This window comes from Desemzia sp. AGC72 (assembly GCF_057334175.1).
The window spans coordinates 91804-112809 of record NZ_JBHFIG010000018.1 but is presented as its reverse complement, the minus strand read 5'-3'; the positions used below and the strand labels follow the sequence as shown (position 1 = coordinate 112809).

General features: G+C 38.3%; 20 protein-coding genes. 9 read left to right on the top strand and 11 right to left on the bottom strand.

Annotation, left to right across the window (positions count from 1 at the left end):
* Nucleotides 1-12: 12 nt before the first annotated feature.
* Nucleotides 13-1014: a nucleoid-associated protein gene (locus ACE025_RS08140; protein WP_485939198.1), complete on the bottom strand. Its 1002-nt coding sequence runs from the start codon at nt 1012-1014 to the stop codon at nt 13-15.
* 241 nt (nt 1015-1255) lie between these two features.
* Here ACE025_RS08140 and ACE025_RS08135 point away from each other — a divergent pair, with 241 nt between their 5' ends.
* The gene (locus ACE025_RS08135) at nt 1256-2122 is read left to right on the top strand and encodes a MurR/RpiR family transcriptional regulator (protein WP_485939242.1); all 867 of its coding nucleotides are present in this window, start codon (nt 1256-1258) and stop codon (nt 2120-2122) included.
* Between the two features lie 44 nt (nt 2123-2166).
* Here the strand turns inward: ACE025_RS08135 and ACE025_RS08130 are convergent, their stop codons facing one another.
* From ACE025_RS08130 to ACE025_RS08095, 8 genes are all read right to left on the bottom strand, one after another.
* Nucleotides 2167-3144, bottom strand: coding sequence for a Gfo/Idh/MocA family protein (locus ACE025_RS08130; protein ID WP_485939197.1), 978 nt, complete (start codon nt 3142-3144; stop codon nt 2167-2169).
* Nucleotides 3145-3198: 54 nt separating this feature from the next.
* A complete protein-coding gene (locus ACE025_RS08125; protein WP_485939196.1) occupies nt 3199-4215 on the bottom strand; it encodes a Gfo/Idh/MocA family oxidoreductase in 1017 nt (338 codons plus the stop codon).
* A 675-nt stretch (nt 4216-4890) separates the two neighbouring features.
* Complete coding sequence (locus ACE025_RS08120; protein WP_350458768.1) at nt 4891-5169, bottom strand: chorismate mutase; 279 nt, start codon at nt 5167-5169, stop codon at nt 4891-4893.
* Complete coding sequence (aroC, locus tag ACE025_RS08115; RefSeq protein ID WP_350458767.1) at nt 5162-6259, bottom strand: chorismate synthase; 1098 nt, start codon at nt 6257-6259, stop codon at nt 5162-5164. The genes ACE025_RS08120 and aroC overlap by 8 nt, the downstream gene beginning before the upstream one ends.
* A complete protein-coding gene (gene aroA / locus ACE025_RS08110) occupies nt 6240-7493 on the bottom strand; it encodes a 3-phosphoshikimate 1-carboxyvinyltransferase (protein ID WP_350458766.1) in 1254 nt (417 codons plus the stop codon). Before aroA ends, aroC begins: the two co-directional genes overlap by 20 nt.
* Nucleotides 7490-8578, bottom strand: a complete 1089-nt coding sequence (gene aroB, locus ACE025_RS08105) for a 3-dehydroquinate synthase (RefSeq protein ID WP_350470882.1) — start codon at nt 8576-8578, stop codon at nt 7490-7492. The genes aroA and aroB overlap by 4 nt, the downstream gene beginning before the upstream one ends.
* 18 nt (nt 8579-8596) lie before the next feature.
* Entirely contained in the window at nt 8597-9637 is a 1041-nt protein-coding gene (gene aroF, locus ACE025_RS08100; RefSeq protein WP_485939195.1) for a 3-deoxy-7-phosphoheptulonate synthase, read from the bottom strand.
* A 20-nt stretch (nt 9638-9657) separates the two neighbouring features.
* Complete coding sequence (locus ACE025_RS08095; RefSeq protein WP_485939194.1) at nt 9658-10194, bottom strand: hypothetical protein; 537 nt, start codon at nt 10192-10194, stop codon at nt 9658-9660.
* Nucleotides 10195-10718: 524 nt separating this feature from the next.
* On the opposite strand from ACE025_RS08095, the gene aroE reads away from it, so the two are divergent.
* The 5 genes from aroE (at nt 10719) to deoC (ending at nt 14280) form a co-directional block, all read left to right on the top strand.
* On the top strand, nt 10719-11534 hold the full coding sequence (gene aroE / locus ACE025_RS08090) for a shikimate dehydrogenase (RefSeq protein ID WP_485939193.1): 816 nt from the start codon (nt 10719-10721) through the stop codon (nt 11532-11534).
* Nucleotides 11531-12052 carry a shikimate kinase gene (locus ACE025_RS08085; RefSeq protein WP_485939192.1) on the top strand — a complete coding sequence of 174 codons (522 nt, stop codon included), beginning with the start codon at nt 11531-11533 and terminating at the stop codon, nt 12050-12052. Before aroE ends, ACE025_RS08085 begins: the two co-directional genes overlap by 4 nt.
* Nucleotide 12053: 1 nt before the next feature.
* Complete coding sequence (gene aroQ, locus ACE025_RS08080; protein WP_485939191.1) at nt 12054-12488, top strand: type II 3-dehydroquinate dehydratase; 435 nt, start codon at nt 12054-12056, stop codon at nt 12486-12488.
* A gap of 10 nt (nt 12489-12498) precedes the next feature.
* Nucleotides 12499-13335, top strand: coding sequence for a prephenate dehydrogenase (locus tag ACE025_RS08075; RefSeq protein WP_350458759.1), 837 nt, complete (start codon nt 12499-12501; stop codon nt 13333-13335).
* A 252-nt stretch (nt 13336-13587) separates the two neighbouring features.
* Nucleotides 13588-14280, top strand: a complete 693-nt coding sequence (gene deoC, locus ACE025_RS08070; protein ID WP_350470886.1) for a deoxyribose-phosphate aldolase — start codon at nt 13588-13590, stop codon at nt 14278-14280.
* Between the two features lie 279 nt (nt 14281-14559).
* Here deoC and ACE025_RS08065 read toward each other — a convergent pair whose 3' ends face one another.
* Nucleotides 14560-15153 carry a TetR/AcrR family transcriptional regulator gene (locus ACE025_RS08065; protein ID WP_350470888.1) on the bottom strand — a complete coding sequence of 198 codons (594 nt, stop codon included), beginning with the start codon at nt 15151-15153 and terminating at the stop codon, nt 14560-14562.
* Nucleotides 15154-15341: 188 nt separating this feature from the next.
* Here ACE025_RS08065 and ACE025_RS08060 point away from each other — a divergent pair, with 188 nt between their 5' ends.
* Nucleotides 15342-18149: a YhgE/Pip family protein gene (locus ACE025_RS08060; RefSeq protein WP_485939190.1), complete on the top strand. Its 2808-nt coding sequence runs from the start codon at nt 15342-15344 to the stop codon at nt 18147-18149.
* Nucleotides 18150-18247: 98 nt separating this feature from the next.
* Here the strand turns inward: ACE025_RS08060 and ACE025_RS08055 are convergent, their stop codons facing one another.
* Nucleotides 18248-18940, bottom strand: coding sequence for a YjjG family noncanonical pyrimidine nucleotidase (locus ACE025_RS08055; RefSeq protein WP_485939189.1), 693 nt, complete (start codon nt 18938-18940; stop codon nt 18248-18250).
* 85 nt (nt 18941-19025) lie between these two features.
* On the opposite strand from ACE025_RS08055, the gene yeiL reads away from it, so the two are divergent.
* On the top strand, nt 19026-19700 hold the full coding sequence (gene yeiL / locus ACE025_RS08050; protein ID WP_485939241.1) for a transcriptional regulator YeiL: 675 nt from the start codon (nt 19026-19028) through the stop codon (nt 19698-19700).
* Nucleotides 19701-19829: 129 nt separating this feature from the next.
* Nucleotides 19830-20789, top strand: coding sequence for a glutathione S-transferase family protein (locus ACE025_RS08045; protein WP_485939188.1), 960 nt, complete (start codon nt 19830-19832; stop codon nt 20787-20789).
* Nucleotides 20790-21006 lie beyond the last annotated feature (217 nt).

Genomic DNA, 21006 nt, shown 5'->3' with positions numbered 1-21006 from the left:
CAAAATACTTGTTTAGAATAAGTTTTTGATTTTTTCAATGTTTTTGATCATAACGGATGTAGTACCGTCTGGATTGTTGATGAACTCGACAACTTCAGGATCCTTGTACAAATCGATTGGGATACTGATCTCGATGCCGTTGTCTAACCGGAATTTTTGTTTGGAATACTTAGGTCCGGCAACTGCTACTTCAGCAGGAGCGCGGTCTACATAGCCCATCTCTTGTACTTCTTCAAAGAATTTTTCTTTTTTAGCATAGTTGTCGCCGTAAAGGGTTTCGGCGATTATTTGGTTGTCGATGACATTTTCTTCCGTCATACTGTGGACGATGGCGTCTTTCGTGTCAGCAAGAACTTGGAATTCTTCCTCATTGAAAGCTTTACTGGTTTTTTGAACAGCTTTTTTGATGATGGCTATATTCTCTTTCAAACTAGGTTGAGGTTTGTCTTCTAAAAACATTTCTGTGAAATAAAAGACTTTTTCAGCTAATTCGTCGATCAAATGTTTTTTCTCAATCACATGGTATTCCATCACATTCAAATTCAAGACCATTCCTTCTTGGATCGCTTGACGAGCGCTCGGCAGAATCGATTGATTGACCACCAATTGGTTCGTCAACTGCTCAGACTCATAAGAAATGTGATGCGTGATGCTGTTGGAGTAATTCAGTTTGAAAAGTCCCAAGTGAGGCACTTCATCCATTGTAAAATAAACAAACAACAAATCAGCCGGGGGTATTTCCGGGTTTAATTTGGTGATTGAAAAGAACTTCTCTGTTAAAGCTTTTGTGGTTTCAATAAAATCTGTTGTTAAGGTTGAAAAAGTTGAGATCATAGGGTTGCCTTCAGCCAAGACTCCCTTTTTCATATTGTCCGAATCTTCCACTTTTTCGATCATTGCGTGGATATAGTCCATGGTAAATTTCTCCGAGATATCTAATCCGGCAAAGGAAAAAATCGGTTCATTGCTATTCACATCAAAGATATGCAAAATGGCTTCTTTTATATAAATCATGTCGTTACCTCCGTTTTCAGTCACGCTTAGTAGTATCTCATAAATCTGAAAACTGCAAAAGAGATATTTTGAGAAAAAGGATTGGAAGATTGAAATTACACACAATTTACTTTTGAGAGAATGATTTATATCCCATCTCAATACCTTATTTATGCAGAAACATTCTTTTTACACTTGAGCCTATATAGCAAATATTAACTAGATGATATAGAATCATGTTATAAAGGAGTGGTTTACTTTGGTGCAAGTATTGACTAAGTTGAAAGACCAAACAAATTTTACAAACACGGAAATGAGAATTGCCGATTATGTTGTACAGAACATCACCAAGATTCCTACGATATATATTGAGGATCTGGCAAAATTAACGTACACTTCTCATTCGACGATTATCCGTCTCTGCAAAAAAATGGGGTATGATGGTTTTAGAAGTTTTAAGAATGCTGTATCTGGTGTTGTTTACAGTCAGTTGCATTTACCTAGTGAAGTGGATGCTAACTTTCCTTTTAAACAAGAAGATTTAACCATGGATATTGCTAAGAATATAGCCAATTTAACAATGGACACAATAAAAAAAACATTGAATCAATTAGATGAAGAGTTGCTGAAATCAGTGGCAGAAATTCTTTTCAAATCTAAGCATATTTTTCTATTTTCTCGTGGTGATTCACAAATACGAGCGAGAAGCTTTCAAAATAAATTAGTAAAGATTAATAAATTTGCAATTATTTCTGAAGAATATGCAGACGAGGCATGGAATGCTTCTAACCTTACTGCGGAAGACTGTGCTCTGTTTTTATCTTATAGTGGAACTAGTCCGCAATATAAGCGTATGTTACAACATTTTTCTAACAAAAATATCCCGACTATTTTAATAACCGGAAATACAGAATCTGATTTGATTTCACTAGCTGCTAAAACAATAGTGATAGTTCAGGAAGAATATGATTTTGTAAAGGTGGGCACTTTTGCATCACAAGTAGCCTTTCAATATGTATTAGATACGTTATATTCTATTTTATATGCAAAAGAATATAGAAGTAATGTGGAAAAATTAAAAGAAAAACAGTTGCTAATTCAAAATGGAATTTTGTCAGAAGAACTCTGACACGACCATCTATTGAAAAAGCATCTGTTTTTCACTTTTTAAGATTATCCTAGTGATATACCTGCAGTTTCTAATCCTTTATCTACAATAGACATGACTAGTTGACTGTGATCAAGTTGTTTGGTCATAGTTTCAAAGTCAGATTCTCTAATGATTCTTTCAAATTCAACAAATTCCTCATACATCCGATGTGTATGCACTTTAAAATCAACTATTTGGCTGTTATTTTGATGGTCTATTACAGTAAACCGATCAATGGTGCTTGTAGGTCCTTCAATAACTATTGAACCATTATTACCTTGAATTATGGTTCTTACTGGAGCTGTAGAATCTTTAGCACCTATACAGACTGCCTTTTTATCCCTGTAATCAAGACTCAGAATACCAGAAGTGTCAATTCTATTTTCCACATTTGCCGAATAGTTTATTTCTTGTGGTTCTCCAAAAATTCCTGTTACAAAATGGATGTTGTAAATGTTAATATCCATTAAAGCTCCACCACCCATTTTGGGATTGAAAGCCGGTAAGATATCCCCTTTTTTGAAGGCATCGTATCGTGACGAATACTGTGAATAATTACATTCAATAAGTTTGATATCTCCAATTGTTTTTACTGCTTCTTTTATTTTTTTGTAATTGGTCAAATATTGATTGGTTATAGCTTCTAACAGCATGACGTTGTTTGCTGAAGCCAGTTCTCTCAGTTCTTTCATTTCGGATAAATTTAAGGTAAAGGGTTTTTCACAAATAACATTTTTTTTACTGACTATGGCTTGTTTGGCAAAAGAAAAATGCAGATGATTTGGTAATGCGATATAAACGGTATCGATATTCTGATCGTTTAAACAATCAGAATAATTAGTTGAGACTTGGCGAATGCCATAGTTGGTTTTCAAAAGCTTCATTTTCTCAATACTTCTATCCGTTCCTACGATTGCCTCTAATTGAATCCCTGAAATATCCCGGACCATAGTTAAAAAATCATTTACGATCATTCCAGAACCTATAATGGCGAGTTTCATTATAAACCTTCTTTCTTAGTTGAGTCATTCCTATTTTTTAAACGAATGGATAAGTTAGTGCTTCATATTTTGAATACCTTCTTCAAGTATCTCTAGTTGGCGAATCGTTTCTTCATCTTTCACTGTTTTATCTTTTCCATTGATAATCGACTCATACAATCCTTCATAAACATGACTGTAGTCTCCGATTTCAGAAACAACTTTTTCTTCATGGTATAAACCATCAGTATCCATATAGGTCACAGTACCATAATGTTCTGGAGTATCCACGCCAAAATCAGCATTAGTAGGCATATAGAATAATTTTAAGTGTTCTTCCTGTCTATCTTTCTCTTGCTTGGTAAACATACCTTTTTTACCATACAGAACAAAACTTGGTCGCGGTTTGATCCTGAAGTAACTTGATTTAATCGAAACCTTTATTTTTGAATAATAAAAGTCCAAATCGAAATAATCGTTCATTCGATTAGATCCCAGTAATTGTCTTACATCATAATGAATAGAATCTGGATCTCCAAAATAGGAAAGAACTTGATCAATGGTATGGCATCCATGTCCATATAAATAGCTTGAAGATGCTGAAAATTCGGTGCTGTTTTCTGGAACTTCTGGTCTGAAATAATCATAATGCATTTCGACTTCCAGTAATTCACCTATCATACCGCTTTCGATAACTTTTTGAGCGGTCAGGAAATCTGAATCGTAGCGTCTGTTTTGGTAGCATTGAACGAGCAAATTTTTTGATTTTGCTAGCTTAAATAGTTCTCTTGCTTCTTCAGCAGTTTCAGTAAACGGTTTTTCAACTAGCGTGTGTTTCCCTTTTTCCAGTGATAATTTTGCAAATTCAAAATGTAATGAACCTGGAAGGCAAATTGCAACCAATTGAATTTCCGGATCATCCCAAATATCTTCTAAATTCGTTGTGTAGTGGACTCCAGGAATCTTGTCCCAAGAGCTGTTTTCATGACGAGAATAGATAGTCTTCACTGTAATATTTTCTGTTTTTAATGAAAAAGGTAAATGATAGCGATTAGTACTTTTTCCGTTGCCGATATAAGCCACTGTTAACATAAAAAACCTCCTATAATATCTAATAGTTAGATTATATAGGAAAATGATGGATATAAGCGGCTGCTTATCCATTCTGGTTCTCATGTTCTTTTTTCTTCTAAATAAAGTGATACATACTGAACATTATGTTCATAGAATTTTTTACAGGAATATTAGAATCATTCAGAAAAAACAATCTATGTTGGTAATGTAGATTTTGATACTCACCATTTGATGATATGTGAATTTTTTTAGGAAGAGACTTGCAATAAGTGATAGGGGCTTTGATTATTAGAAAACTAAACGAGCGATATTATTAGAAGAATGCATTTTAAAAAGTCCTAAAGATGACACTTCCATCAAGGCAAAGGAGAGAACTAATAAACCAGCTGTTGAATTTTCTAGATTGGTTTTTGTAAGGGGGATTTTTTTTCAGTTCATATTTTTGTAGAGTCGAAAAAGTCATCTTTATTATAGTAGAAACACACTAAAATAAAGAGTATCACAAACACACACTTCCAAAACTATGAATGATTGTGTTTGGTAGTGGAAGTATGTGTTTACCTATTTGAATTAAAGGAAGGCAGCTGTTTTTTGACAATCATTCAGGCAGAAATTGAATAGAATTGGATACTAAAAACAAGTCACTCGTTGAACACAATGGTCCTGAGTAACCTGTTTTGTATTTTCCATAATTTATTCCTCCAGTTTAAAGAGAGCCGTTTGCATATCTTTTGTAATCTCCATCATAGATTGGAAGAACTGAGTGACTTGTGGTTCGAATTGCGGGTCTTTTAAACGACTAGTATTTTCCTCGATGACCGCTTGTTCGCGGCTAGTATCCAATACCGGTAAGTCATATTCTTTTTTATACTGACCAACTTTTAAAACTGTGTTCAAACGCAATTCGAACAAACGAGTCAACTCTTGATCAATCGCATCAATGTCTTTACGGTATTGTTCTATTTCACTCATTCGATTGTCCTCCCAGCATCAAGTCCATCATACCGATAGCAGTAACCGCCTCTAGAACAGGCAGTACACGAGGTACGATACAAGGGTCGTGGCGACCTTCGACTTCCAGTTCAGTTTCAGTACCTTCTTGGATGTTGATCGTTTGCTGTTTTTTCTTGATGGAAGCAGGTGGTTTTACAGCAGCTCGAAAGACGACCGGCATCCCGTAAGTAATTCCGCCGATTATTCCGCCGTTGTTGTTAGTACGCGTTTTGATTTGGTCGTGTTCGTCATAGTAGTATTCGTCGTTGGCTTGAGATCCGCGCATTTTAGTGATGTCGAACCCTGTACCAAATTCAATCCCTTTAATCGCTGGAACGGCAAAGACTAGATGAGCCAATTGAGATTCAACAGAGTCAAAGAATGGATTTCCATACCCGGCATCTAATCCAAGGACAAACGTCTCAACAACGCCGCCAACAGAGTCGCCATCTTCTTTTGCTTCCAAGATTAAATCAGTCATCTCGGTTTCTTTTTCAGCATCAAAAAGGGGAAGTTGCTGCTCTTTTAACTGCTTGATTTGTTCCAAAGTGACGTTTTTTTGAGTTTCAAAAGGCGTGTCTTCAATCTTTCCAATAGATTGTATGTGAGCACCGATCGTAACACCCTTTTGTTTCAACCATTGTTGGCAAATAGCCCCTGCGAATACTAATGGAGCAGTAATCCGTCCTGAGAAGTGCCCGCTGCCTCGATGGTCGTTGTACCCATTATAACGGATACGTCCAGGGTAATCGGCTTGTCCTGGACGCATGACGTTTTTCAGCATACTGTAATCTTTTGAGCGTGTATTGGTGTTCCAGATGATAGCTGTCAATGGTGCACCAGTTGTTTTACCATCTAAAAGTCCGCTTAAGATCTCTGGATGGTCTTTTTCTTTTCTTGGTGTGGTCAATGCATTTTTTCCCGGTGCTCTACGCGCCATTTCAATTAAGACTTGTTCCATATCCAATTCCAAACCTGGCGGCAGGCCATTGATAGTGATTCCGATAGCGACACCATGTGATTCTCCAAATAATGAAAGTTGTAAATTGTTACCCCATATTCCGCTCATGAATTTCTCCTCCTAGTTGCTGAAATATTTCCCAAAAATCAGGATAAGACTTTTTGACACAGTCGCTGTCTTTTACGTGAATCGGATCAAGGCAGACAGTTGAAGCAATAGCCAACATCATAGCTATTCGATGGTCCTTATGGCTCCATACATCTTGACCGCCTGCTAATTGTGAAACTCCTTCAATCAACAGTGAATCTCCTATGATCTCAATTCGTGCTCCTAAAGCAGCTAACTCTTTTTGAGTAGCAACTAAACGATCGCTTTCTTTGATTCGCAATCGTTCCAGATTGGTGATCGTTGTTTTGCCTTTACTTAATGACGCAACTAAAGCAACAATTGGAATGATATCCGGTATTTGGGCTCCGTCGATGATGCGTTCGCTCTCATCAAATTCGGTATTCAATATATTTAAAACATCTATAATAGCGCGATCTCCTTGTAGAGAAGAGGAATCTAAACCTGTTACGGAAAGAGTATTTCCTAGTGCATTTGCACTCAGCCAAAATGCCGCTTGCGAATAATCACCTTCTACTTCGTATTGACGGGCAACATAAACTTGATTACCTTTGATCTGGAATTCTTGACCGTTTTCATCTTGTTTGATGACAATGCCAAATGATTCCAACACAGAAAGGGTCAAATCAATGTAGCCTTTTGATTCCAAATGAGTTGTTATCTTCAAGACAGAATCTCCATCTAGTAAAGGCAATGTCAGAAGCATACCGGTGATGAATTGTGAGCTGATATCGCCGCGCATTTCATAAATCCCAGGAGTTAGTGGCCCTTTGACAGACAAGTGCAAGTTTTTTGGACCAACCAAATGGTAAGGGAGAGATTGATCTGTAAATAGTTCTTGATAAGGTTCAAGTGGACGTTTGCCCAATTGTCCTCTACCGATAAATTGCGTTTCACCTGCAAATAAAGTCGCTAAAGGAATAAGAAAACGCAGAGTAGATCCTGACTCATTGCAATCAATCGTGCGACTCTGAAAAATTTCTCCAAAAGGTGCTCCATCAATAGTCAATGCCTTATGGTTATAGGAAATAACTGCTCCAAACGAGCGCATTCCTTCAATGGTAGCAATGATGTCATCTGATAGCTGGATATTCTTGATCGTACTGCGACCTGTTGCCAAACTGGCACAAATCACTGCGCGGTGAGCCATACTTTTAGAGGGCGGGACTGTGACCGTTCCTGTTAAATTTTTAGGAGTTAGTGTTAAATGCGTCATGCTGTTGTCCCTCCAGTTTTTAAAGAGTCAAAGAATGAAAGAGCTGTTTGGTGCCTTTGAGCAGATCCTATATCAGTTAAAATAATCACCGTCAAATGACCTTCGATATTTTTTTTGTCTTTGTTGATATAAGGCAACAATTTAGGGTAATCTTCAAGAGACGTTAATTGTGTAGGTAAATGATGCTGCTGTAGGAGCGCTACTAGTCTATCAGTGGTTCCTGCTTTAGTCAGCTGCTTTTTTTCTGCGATTCTTGATATCGCGACCATACCAATTGCAACGCCTTGGCCATGAGTGTGTTTTTCATAATGGTAGTACGCTTCTATCGCATGCCCCAATGTGTGCCCGAAGTTCAACAGCATACGTTCGCCTACATCTTTTTCGTCTGCTTGCACAACCATTTGCTTGATCGTGCAACAGGTTTCAATGACCCACTCAATGTGCTGCATGACTTCTGTTCGTGAAGACAGTTCCATAAGACGATTAAATAAATCCAGATCTTTGATGCAGCCGTATTTGATAACTTCAGCCATTCCATCTGCAAAAGCCGAATCAGTCAATGTCTCCAACACTAAAGGATCAATCAAAACAAGAATTGGATGGTAAAAAGCCCCAACTAAGTTCTTTCCTTCCAGTAAATCGACACCCACTTTTCCGCCGACACTGCTGTCAACTTGTGCGAGCAGTGTGGTAGGGATCTGAACATAGGAGATGCCTCGTAAGTAAGACGAAGCTGCGAAACCAGTGATATCACCGATGACGCCGCCGCCCAAAGCAATCATCAAGTCGCTTCGGGTCAAACCGGATTTGGCTAACGCACTATAAATTCTGGGCATCGAATCAAAAGTTTTGGTTTGTTCGCCAGAAGGAAGAACAATGCACTGCACCTCAAAGCCCACTGCTTCCAATTGTTTAGTGACAGATCTTCCATAGTGTTCATACACAGTCTCATCTGTGACAATGGCGATTTTAGCCCCAGTAAAGACTTTTGAGATTTCATGACTGATGTTGTTGAGCAATCCTTTTTCAATTTTTAAATCATAAGCTACTTCCTGTGAGGGAAGTTTAACGGTCAGTACAGACATATCTTATCCCTCATCTTCTTAGTTTGTTAGAATAGTTGATGCTTCTTGGATCGAATGTCCTTCGAGATCAGCCAGCTTGCGAGCTTTTTCCATCAGACCAGCGAATTCATCTGGTGTCAGACATTGTTCGCCGTCGCTCCAAGCATTGGCTGGGTCGTTGTGGACTTCGATCATCAATCCGTCTGCTCCGGCAACGATTCCTGATTTAGCACCTGCTTCCACCAAGTAAGACATTCCGCCAGCATGACTCGGATCGACAATGATCGGCAAGTGAGAAAGTTCTTTGATGACAGGCACGGCTTGGATATCCAAGGTATTTCTCGTTTCCGTTTCAAATGTTCGAATGCCGCGTTCACACAAAATAACATTCTCATTTCCTTCTGACATAATGTATTCCGCTGACATCAACCACTCTTTGTAAGTTGCAGATAAGCCGCGTTTCAAAAGTACCGGTGTCTGCGTACGACCAACTTCTTTCAGCAAATCAAAGTTTTGCATATTACGTGCGCCGATTTGGATGATGTCTACAGAGTCTACAAATTGATCGACCCATTTGGTAGACATCAATTCAGTCACGATAGGTAATCCAGTTTCAGCTTTTGCCACTTCCAGCATTCTTAAACCTTCTAGTTCAAGCCCTTGGAAACTGTACGGAGAAGTTCTTGGCTTGAATGCACCGCCGCGTAAGAAGTTGGCGCCAGCTTGTTTAAGTTGTTTAGCGATTGTTACAATTTGCTCTTCACTTTCTACAGAACAGGGACCAGCGATGATACTTAACTGATGACCACCAATCGTTTCGTTTCCAACAGTAATGATGGAGTTTTCAGGATGGAATTTTCTGTTCGCTCGCTTGTAAGGGTCTTCTACTCGAATAACTTGTTCCACTTCTGGAGCTGCTTTTAAGTGATGAATATCGATTCCGCTAGTATCGCCGATCAATCCTAAAAAATCACGCTTGATATCTGTAAAGTGGCTCACTGCTACTCCTTGTGTTTCTAATTTAGCCGATAATTCTTTAATAGAACTTGCATTAACTCCTGTTTTTAAAACGATGATCATGATCATTCTCCTCTGTATTGTTAGTTTATTTTGTACAAACACCACACCATTACTGGTTCGTAGCGGGCTTCTATCGTATATTCTGTTGTTTTCTCTTTTTCAAACACATCCTCGCTGATAATCGTGTATTTCAAATTTTTCTTACAAAAGGCTGACCAGGCTTTGTATTTACTATCTGTAAATTCAATTACCGTGTCCTCATTTTTTTCGGTTAAATACTTTTTCAAAAAAATAGTGGTTGCCGGATGGATCATCGCGTGGTCTTCTGCATAATAGTTATTTTTGATCAAGACCATGGGTTTAGTTTTTCGTTGAAAGACTTCTACAAGATCAACTTTATCCCAGTAATCATAATTAAATTCTTTCCAGCCATAATCTTTTCGCGCGCTTTTAAAAGCTACCGGAAACAACACATGTTGCCCGGTCATTTGATCTATGTTGTGGAGCAGACTGTCAAAAGACGGATACTCTACAATACCATCGTCTTCTGATTGCATAAAAGATTCTGCGATGGCATAACTATCGGTGCTGCTTGGACCTAACGTATGAATGATCATCTATTCTTCCTCCACTAAAATTATTGAAAAACGAAAAAACGCCACACCCGATAGTCTTGTGAAAGAACATCGAATGTAGCGTTGGGTAGATTAACTCATAAATTAAAGTTTGGTATTTACTTGTTCGCCCCATTCGATTTCTTTTAAAGAATCTATAGGGCGACTGTTGTCAACAGCTCAAATATCTCTAGCCTCCATAGATTTGTTCCTAAAGAAGCTAAAGTAATAATTATTCAATTGTAGGTCTGTAACTATTTGAAGTTGTAAGTTCATTTTAGTCTCTCCTCAATTGTTTGGTATCAGCTGCTGTCCAACTGGTGAGACCAATACTAGCAATTACAAAAATCATTGTCAACAAAAAGAAAAATATTTTGTGAAACATTTTTCTAAAAAAGCACCCTGAACCGTTGAGAGTAAACGAATCAGGAGTATGCAAAAAAATGTTTATTTATATTTCTAATTGAATTTTATATTTCTTTTGTCTATACTTCAACACATTATCAAATGATTGGAAGGGGTGCTTTATGAACTTTTACGGATTATTTGGAGAATCTCTGGCACACAGTTTTTCGCCAAGCCTCCATAAGATGATTTATCAAAAAACAGGAATAGAGGCTGCATATAAGCTTTTTGCGTTTCCTCCATCACAGTTGAAATCAGCAATAGATGGAATTCAAACACTATCGATCAAAGGAGTTAATGTCACGATTCCTTATAAAGAAGCTGTTATGCCTTATTTGGACGAGATCGATCGATTTGCCAAAAAATTGGGGTCAGTAAATACGATTGAAAATGTAAATGGGAAATTGATAGGACACAACACTGATTATAGTGGCTTTGGTTTGATTCTCAACCGTAGAAACTGGGATATAAAAGGCAAGACAGCTGTTGTTTTAGGTTCAGGCGGAGCAGCAAAAACAGTTGAAGCTTATTTGATAGACCATGGAATCAAACAGCTCTATATTGTTTCAAGGACTCCAGAGCGTTTTGAAGATACCAAAAATAAAAGGTATACCAATTATGAAGAAGCAGAAAAGCTCAGTGGAGATTATTTGATCAATACGACACCTGTCGGGATGTACCCTAACGTTAAAGTTTCTCCATTAAGCGAAACCTCTATCCAGCGATTTGATTATTTGATCGACTTGATTTACAACCCTGATCAGACAACCTTTTTAAGACTGGGGCAGAAAAACAATAAACAAACTGCTAACGGATTAGATATGTTAGTTGGACAAGCGATTCGAGCAGTGAAGATCTGGGAAAATTGTTCTATTGATGAACAAATTACGGAACAACTGATTTCACAATGGAGAGGACGAAAAGGAGAAAGCCTATGAAAATGAATCTGGTATTGATTGGTATGACAGGAAGCGGGAAGAGCAGCATTGGTGAACAGCTGAGTCAACAATTAGCTTTGCCTTTTAGAGATATCGATTTGTTTATTGAACAAATAACCAATCAGTCTATTCCAGAATTATTTGAAGTGAGCGAAGCTCATTTCAGAGCTATAGAAGCTGAAGCTTGTAAAGAAATAGCTGCAAAAGAAACCCATACTGTCATTTCGTGTGGCGGCGGCGTAATTCTTGATCCAGAAAATATAAAGGCGTTAAGAAAAACTGGCTGGATCGTTTTTATTGATCGGCCTGTTGAACAGATCATCGAAGATATTGAAATTGGGCATCGGCCTTTGTTAAAAGAAGGAGAAACCAAGCTGTACCAATTGTACGAAGAACGCTTTGAGTTATATCGAGCAGCCGCAGATTTTAGAGTGGAAAATCAGTCTACTTTGGAATATGTATTAACCGAAATCAAGACTCATCTTCCAGAAACTATTATCCCAAAAAGGAGAGCATAAAATGAAAATTGTCATTATCAATGGACCTAATTTAAATTTTTTAGGTACCCGAGAACTAGAAGTATATGGAACTCAAACTTTGGAAGAGATAGAAAGTAAAATACAAGAATATGCCGAAAAACAAGGAGTAAGCTGTTCTTTTTTTCAAAGCAACTCTGAAGGGGACTTAATTGATTGCATCCAACAAGCTCATATGGATAAAGCAGATGGAATCGTCCTAAATCCGGCTGCCTATACCCATTACAGCTATGCGATTCATGATGCAGTAAAAGCTGTGGCTGTACCAACTGTTGAGATACATTTAAGTGCAATCCACGCTCGTGAGTCGTTTCGCAAAGAGTCTGTCGTAGCGCCAGCCTGTATTGGACAAATCTCAGGATTTGGTCCGACTGGCTACTTGTTAGCTGTACAAGCACTAATAGAACGGACAACATAAGGGGGAAAAAATGAATATTGCTATTGTGGGATTAGGAGTCATTGGTGGTTCGTTTGCGATGGGACTTCAAGCAGCCGGATACCAGAACATTTATGGTATAGATATCAATGAGGAGACTTTACTAACAGCTGAAACAGAGGGCATGATTCAAAAAGGATTTAGAGATGGAAAAAATATTCTGCAGGAGATGGATGTAATCATATTATCTCTATATCCGAGTCAAATTGCTCCGTTTGTTGAACAGTACCAAAGTATACTGAAAAAGGGAGCTGTTCTAACGGATGTGACAGGGGTTAAGGCTGCCATCATAGAACAAGTCGCTGAAGTTCTACCTAGAACTGTAGATTTCGTATTTGCTCATCCTATGCGCGGAAGTGAAAAAAAGGGAATCGAGGGAGCTGATCACAAGCGGTTTATAGGAGCCAATGTATTAGTGACACCTATCTCTTCAAATAAAGAGACTTCTTTAAAAATGGTTGAAAAGCTTTATAAAGATATTGGTTTTGCTCAAGTGACACGGGTAACTCCTGAAAAACATGACGAACAAATCGCTTATGTCAGCCAATTGATGCATGCGCTGTCTGTAGCGGTCACTAACAGTGCGCAAGCTTCAGAAGAAACTTTGATTTTTGCCGGGAACAGTTTTCAAGAGTTGACAAGGATTGCAGATATCAATACAGAATTATGGAGTGAGCTGTTTCTAAACAATCGATTAGCTTTATTAAAATCAATTGAACAATTCGAACGGGAATTGAATGCATTGAAAAAAACACTAGAAGAAAATGATGAAGAAAAACTGAGAAAGATCTTCAACCAAGCTGCTCAAAAACGAAGAGAGTGGTATTGAGAGAATCATTATTAGAAAATGGTTGGCTGGATATGGTGTGACAAAACAGTAAAATTAATCCAGCCATGTTTATTTTAGGCTAAGTAAACTTTCGACAAAATCTGCATTTAAAACTGAAACAAGAAAATACATTCCCCGACTATTGGCAGGTACTTTACTACATCATGGGATAAGATAACCTAAGAATGCTATTACATAAAATTGTCTTATTATGCTAAAATGAAACCGAATTCAGTTTGAGGAGGAAAATGAATGACCGTTCAAATGAGTATGCAAGAATTAGCCAATATGGTAGACCATACTTTACTAAAAGCAGATGCACAAAAATCAGGGTTTGAAAAATTATGTCAGGAAGCTGACGAGTATGGGTTTAAAATGGTGGCAATCAATTCAGCGCCGGTAGCTCTATGTAAAGAGTTGTTAGAAGACAGTCCAGTCCATGTGGGAGCAGCTATTGGTTTCCCCTTAGGACAAACGTCAATCGCGGTAAAAGTTTTTGAGGTCAAAGATGCTATCAAAAACGGAGCTGACGAAATCGACTATGTCATCAATATCCGAGAATTAAAAGATGGGAACCTAGACTATATCAAACAGGAAATGACTGAAATCGTAACCGTTTGTCGTGAGCATGATATTTTAAGCAAAGTAATCTTAGAGAATTGTTACCTGACCAATGAAGAAAAAACTGCTGTGTGTAAAATAGCTAAAAAAGTTAAACCGGATTTCGTTAAAACATCTACTGGTTTTGGAACTAGCGGTGCCACTGTTGAAGACGTGAAACTGATGAAGGACATCGTCGGTTCTGAGGTTAAAGTAAAAGCAGCCGGCGGTATTCGAGATTTTGCGGCAGCTAAAGCAATGATAGAAGCCGGTGCAGAGCGAATAGGAACGAGTGCTGGAATTCGGATTGTGGAAGAATATAAGACAATGTATAAAGAATCATGATTTTGACATGAAAAGAAAGAGCGAGGATAAATTCCTCGCTCTTTTAATGCTTGTAGGTAATTTTTGTACTCTAAAATGTGTGAAAGCAACTCTATTAGTCAAAGGAAGAAGGAAAGCATTGTCACTTGATTAATAGAAATGAGCTATTAATCAAATGAAAGATTTAGCAGTGGTCATTTGATCAATAGAAGCAAGCTATTAGTCAAGTGAAGACTCAAGTATTCTCCATTTGACTAATAAAACCAATTTACTTATCCAATTAGAATATGTAACAGTTGTTTAGTTCCTTTCTGGAGACTCTATTATTAAATGTCCTAACAAAAATGTTAAGTATTTATGGGCTTCTTCAAGGGAAATCGGCTGTTTTTTCAAAAAAATAGCCTCTAAAATCAGCATCACAGTGTTGCTGAAGTGATCAACGACTAATTCTAACGGTATATCTTTACTGCTGAAGTCTAAGTATTCATGAAAGATGTTTTGGATGACGCGTTTTAAGTAATTGCTGAAGTGATTGATCAAAGAACTGTTGCTGGGGTTATTCTTTAAAATATCATTCAGTAAGTCATTATGTGAGGATAATAAATAATACGTCCGATCGAACAATGTACTTAGTATTTTCTCGGAAGCAGCATTGGATGGTTCGTTGAGATAAATCTGGTTGCTCAATAAGTGCCAACAGTAATTCAATAGATCGTATTTGTCGTCAAAATAATTGTAAAAAGTAGCTCGAGGGAAATTGCTGATCTCGCAAATCTCGTTCACGCTGATTGACTCAAAGGACTTTTTAGCTAACAGATTGAACATGGTTTTTGAGAAAGCTTCGAGCGTTCGTTGAGCGCCGCGGGTCGGTTTTTTGGACAGGTCATATTTCATTTTACTACCCCTCTTTTATTTGCAGATTTTTGATTTTGTCTAAATTTAAACACAGGATTTAATCTGTATCTTGCCTTCGTTTCAAATAGAATCTATCATGACTTTATGAGTTTTACAAGTGTCTAAAAATGTTCTGTTGAAAATAATTTAGGCATAGGTTAGAACAAAAGAAAGAGGGAAGTAGTGTCATGATAAAAAAAGAATGGAAATTTATCGCACAACATAAATTTCTTATCATTGTATTGAGTGTTATAGCTCTAATACCGGCTTTATATAATCTGATTTTCTTGGGTGCTCTATGGGATCCCTATGGAAATGTCGATCAGTTACCCGTAGCGGTAGTCAATAAAGATGAGGTAGTGGATTTTCAAGGAAAAACGTTGGGAATCGGAAATCAGCTGGTAGATAATTTAAAAGAGAGCAAAAGCTTAGACTTTCATTTTGTGTCGGAAAAAGAAGCGAATGAAGGACTCTCTAAAGGGGATTACTACTTAAAACTCACTGTCCCAGAGGACTTTTCTCAGAATGCCACGACATTGTTGTCCGACCATCCGGAGCAAATGGTCGTGGATTACCAGACAACACAAGGAAGAAATCTGACTGCTTCTAAAATGGCGGCTTCAGCGATCACCGAATTGAAAAGCCAAGTCTCCAATCAAGTCACAGAAATGTATACAGTGACTATATTGGAACAATTTGGCAATGCAGGATCAGGTATGGAAGAAGCGTCAGAAGGCAGTCAAAAACTGAAAGACGGAACGACTCAATTAGCGGACGCCAGCGAGTCGATTCAAACCAATTTGGAAACATTGGCTTCCAGCTCGCTGGAATTTGCAGAAGGCAGTCAAACGTTGAGTATTGGATTGAAAGACTACGTGGCCGGCGTCGCTCAAATTGATGATGGAGCAGATCAATTGTCAACAGGAATCGATGCCTTGTCAGAAAACCTCCCTGCTTTAACAACGGGTATCAATGAGTTAAACAGTGGTGGCACTACTTTGGTTAATGGAGTCTTGCAATACACAAACGGTGTGGGGTCATTGTCTACTGGTGCAGTTCAATTGAATAACGGACTTCATGGACTTTCAGAACAGATACCTCTGTTGACAACGGGAATTAGTGAACTAGATGCTGGAGCATCCAGTTTGGAAAATGGAATTCAACAGTACACATCTGGTGTGAGTGCGGTCAACGAGGGTACTGAACAGTTGAATGGCGGGTTGACTCAAGTGGTTGATCAGACAAAAAATCTGCCCACACAAGTCCATCAATTGAATGATGGAGCGAACCAGTTAGCCAATAATTTAAAGGAAGTAAATTTAACAGAAGAAAATAGAAACCAATTGCAACAATATTTGACTGGTGTACAATCGTATGTTAAACAAGTTTCACAAGTGTTAGGAGCTTCAAATTCTGAGGTTGATATAAATCCTATCGAAGCGAGTTATGAAGCAGATTTAGCAGTGAACGCTGATGCGGTCATGCAAGCTTTAACAGATAGCGGAGTGAATTTGACAGAAGAACAGCAAGCGTTGGTTTTAACAACTATGCAGAATCAATATAGCCAAACGTTGACAGCGGTAGAAGATTTGTTACTTAATAGTCAAGCAGAACCAGATCTGAAAACAGCTACAGAGCAACTAGTGAGAGTGACAGATGTACAAACAGAATCTTTGACAGCAATCGTGGATAGTGTATCTGTTCTTTCCCAAAAAGCTGCTCCTGTTGCTCAAAGTATCGCTGCAGCTACGGAACAATTGAATCAATCAGTGCCGGTATTGACAGCTTCCTTGCAACAACTGCAAGAAGGAAGCCAGTCGATTTTAGAAGGTACGAATGAATTAGCAGAAAAAAATGACACGTTAAATAGCGGCGCAGCACAAATTTCTAACGGGTTAACGTTGTTGAATGAAAAAACAGGTGCTTTGGTAACAGGCGTGGATCAACTGGTTGAAGGTTCTAGTCAAATCGCTGCCGGAGCCGATCAATTAGACCGAAATTCAGCTGGTTTGATAAGCGGAGCAGATGCCATAGCAAATGGTCTGTCAACAGTGGCGAAAAAAATCCCGACATTAAGCAATGGAGTAACGGCTTTGCAATCTGGAGCACAAACGTTGGCAAATGGAACTTCTCAATTGGCAGCTAACAGCAGTAAATTAGTAAAGGGCTCTGATCAATTATCCGATGGAGCTCAACAAATTTCATCTGGAAGCGGACAATTAGCGGACGGTGAAGCCAAAATTGCGGGATCTTTGAAAGAGGTTGATGCCGGCTTAGCAACATTGTCAGATAGTTTGACTGATGGAGCAACTCAGATTCGAGAAGTGAATACGAAGGAAGATGCAGCAGCAGCTGTTTCGGATCCTGTCACGACCCATCATACAGATAAAGACAAATTAGCCAATAACGGAACATCTATGGCCCCGTATATGATGTCCGTAGCATTATTTGTAGGAACTTTGACAGCGAATATGATGTTTGATGCTTATAAGCCGAAAACACAACCAACTTCAGGTATCGCTTGGTGGGCAAGCAAAATGTCGATTCTCGGTTTAGTGAGCATCTTGCAGGCTCTTATTGTCTTTGTTGTGTTGATTTATGTATTAGGGATGGACCCGATCTCTCCTGGAAAAGTCTTAGGTTTCTTGATACTGGAATCGATGGCCTTTATGTCATTGGTGACATTGTTCAATGTTGTCTTAGGCAAAGTAGGTGCTTTCTTGATGCTGATCTTTATGATTTTGCAGCTGGCAAGTTCTGGAGGGACATACCCCATCGTACTATCAAACAGTTTTTACCAAAACATGTATCCTTACTTGCCAATGACTTACGCAATCGAGGCTTTAAGAAATGCGATCTCGATCGGCGGATCTATGACGACAGCAGTGTGGTTGTTTGCAGCATTACTACTAGTGAGCAATGGGTTGATGATAATATACTTTGGAATCAAAAAGAAGAGCTACTCATTTGATAATGAAGAAGCAGCAGAAAGATAGATCGGTAACCATGTTAAAAATCCCTTACTGCAGCACTTGTCTGCAGTAAGGGATTTTATTATATTCTAAACAGCAGAAATAAAAGATGGTCTAGCTGACTATCTTCCCTCTTCTAATAAAGAATAAATTTGCAATAAGTCATTTATAGTATAAGTTGCAGCTGAAGACGATAGGATTTGTTCTGGATCATAAAGAACGCTATCGATTTCGACGTTTTGGGCCCCTAAAATATCAGAAGATAAACTGTCTCCAATCATTAAGCAAGATGCTTTATCTGTAATATGCAACGAATCAAATAAAGTATCAAAAAAACGAGGATCAGGTTTTTCATAGCCTATTTCTTCTGAAATAAACAGGTCATCAAAATAGGGCAGCAGTCCAGAATCCGTTAATCGTTTTCTTTGAGTAATTCCCATTCCGTTAGTACCTGCATAGATCTGATAGTTTCTTTTCTTTAATTTGCTCAAAAGTATATCGGCATTTTCAACGGTCTTGCAGCCGTCATTCAAAAATCCACGGTATAGTTTTTCTGCTTTTATCCCATCAACATCCAAGTTGTATTCCTTAAAAAATAAGGCAAATCGAGTATTGAAAATATCTTCTCTAGCGATTGTTCCTTTTTCTAAAGAAGACCACAAGCCTTTATTGATTGATTTGTATGTATCAAAGGATTCAGCAGTTTCTGGAACGTTGAATGTTTTAAATACACTCTTAAGCGCTTGTTCTTCTGTATCATTAAAGTCCAGCAATGTATTGTCTAAATCAAAAATCAAATATTTATACTTTTTCATTTCTTTCACCTCTCTACTAATTTACGCTCAAATACAGTATATTAATAGGAGATATATCCTACTATGAGGTGATAGTTTGAAAAAAATGCCCATAAAAAATATGAATCAGCTTGATATTCTAAAAGAAATTCAGACATTAGAAGAAATGATGGCAAGTAATTCAACTGCGATAGTCCGCCAAGCATCAGTAGTTGAATTTGAGCCGAAAGAAATGGTCATGAATTTGGGAGAAGAACCTGATTACCTTTACTTTGTTCTTCAAGGACGAGCTAAGATTTATATGGTCCATGAGAACGGGAAACGATCCTTGCTGCAGTTCATCAGTGCGAGGGATATGATTGGTGAACTGTCATTATTAGAGGTTGAAAAGCAGACAAAAGATATCATGGCGGCCGATACATTGGTTTGTTTGGCTATACCCATGTCAGTCGCCAAAACTGTCTTATTGAAGGACAATCAGTTTATGAATTATTTGTCTAAATATTTAGCTGAAAAACTATTGATTCGGGTCAATCATTTTACGAATGGGCAGAATTATGAATTGAAGTATAGATTGGCTACGTATCTATTAACTGTAGAAGTCGATGGAATGTACACGGAGAAAAAAACAGAGACTGCTGAATTTTTAGGAGTCAGTTACCGACATTTGATCCATACATTAAAACAATTCCAGCAACAAGGTTTTTTGGTAAAGGAAGGAACAGATTACCTCATCAACAAAAAAGAATTGAAGAAATTAGAGATAAAAAATTTTTTCTAAGAAGTAATTAGTGAGATCAAGAACACTCAGTGACTGTCACGTTTGTTAATTTTTGCCGTTCCACCTATAATTGAAATAGAAAACACTTAGTTAAATGAAGTATCGAAAAGTATTTGGAAGGGGATAGTTATGGGATTATTAGTAGATGGCAAGTGGCACGACCAGTGGTATGACACAGAAGGAAACGGAGGGCGTTTTATTCGCACGGAAGCGCAATACCGCAATTGGATCACTCCAGACGGCAGTCCAGGTCCAACCGGTGAAGGTGGATTTAAAGCAGAACCGAATCGGTACCATTTGTATGTAGCGATGGCTTGTCCATGGGCGAACCGAACTTTGATCATGCGCAAATTAAAACATTTGGAAGACATGATTTCCGTATCCGTTGTTAACCCATTGATGGCAGAAAACGGGTGGACATTTGAGCCGGCAGTGGGCGTTATCCCGGATCCTGTGATCAACGCGACTTACTTGCATGAGCTGTATACTCATGTGGACCCTAATTATAGTGGGCGAGTCACAGTACCTATGCTGTATGATTTGAAGCAAAATAAAATCGTGAACAATGAATCTTCTGAAATCATGCGCATGCTGAATACAGCTTTTTATGGCGTAGGATCCAAGGAAGGCGATTATTACCCGAAAGAACTGCAGGAAGAGATCGATGCGGTCAACGAACTAGTGTACCATAACGTCAATAATGGCGTGTATAAAGCAGGTTTTGCTACTAGTGAAGGAGTCTACCAGGAAGAAGTAGGCAGGTTATTCAAAACGTTGGACCAGTTGGAAGCTCGGTTAGAAAACCAGCGCTACTTAGTGGGCGATCAGATCACGGAAGCAGACTGGCGCTTGTTTACCACGCTGATTCGCTTTGACAGTGTGTATTACAGCCATTTCAAATGCAACATCCGACAAATCCGCGACTATAAAAATCTGTGGCGCTACACGAGGGAATTGTACAATGTGCCAGGAATTGCTGAAACCGTGAATTTCCAGCATATCAAAGAACACTATTACCGCAGCCACAAAAACATCAACCCGACAGGAATCGTTCCAGTCGGACCGATATTGGATTTTAGTTTAGATTAAACGACTTTGAATACGGCCTTCTTGGAAGCAACTACTGTTTCCAAGAGGGCTATTTGTATTGTAAGAAGAGCTATTAGTCAATTGAGGCGCGAAATGTTATTCAATTGACTAATAGAACAGGCCTATTAGTCAATTGAGACCAAAAATACTACTCACTTGACTAATAGGGGCAGTCTATTAATCAAGTGAGACGCTGATTGATACTCATTTGATCAAT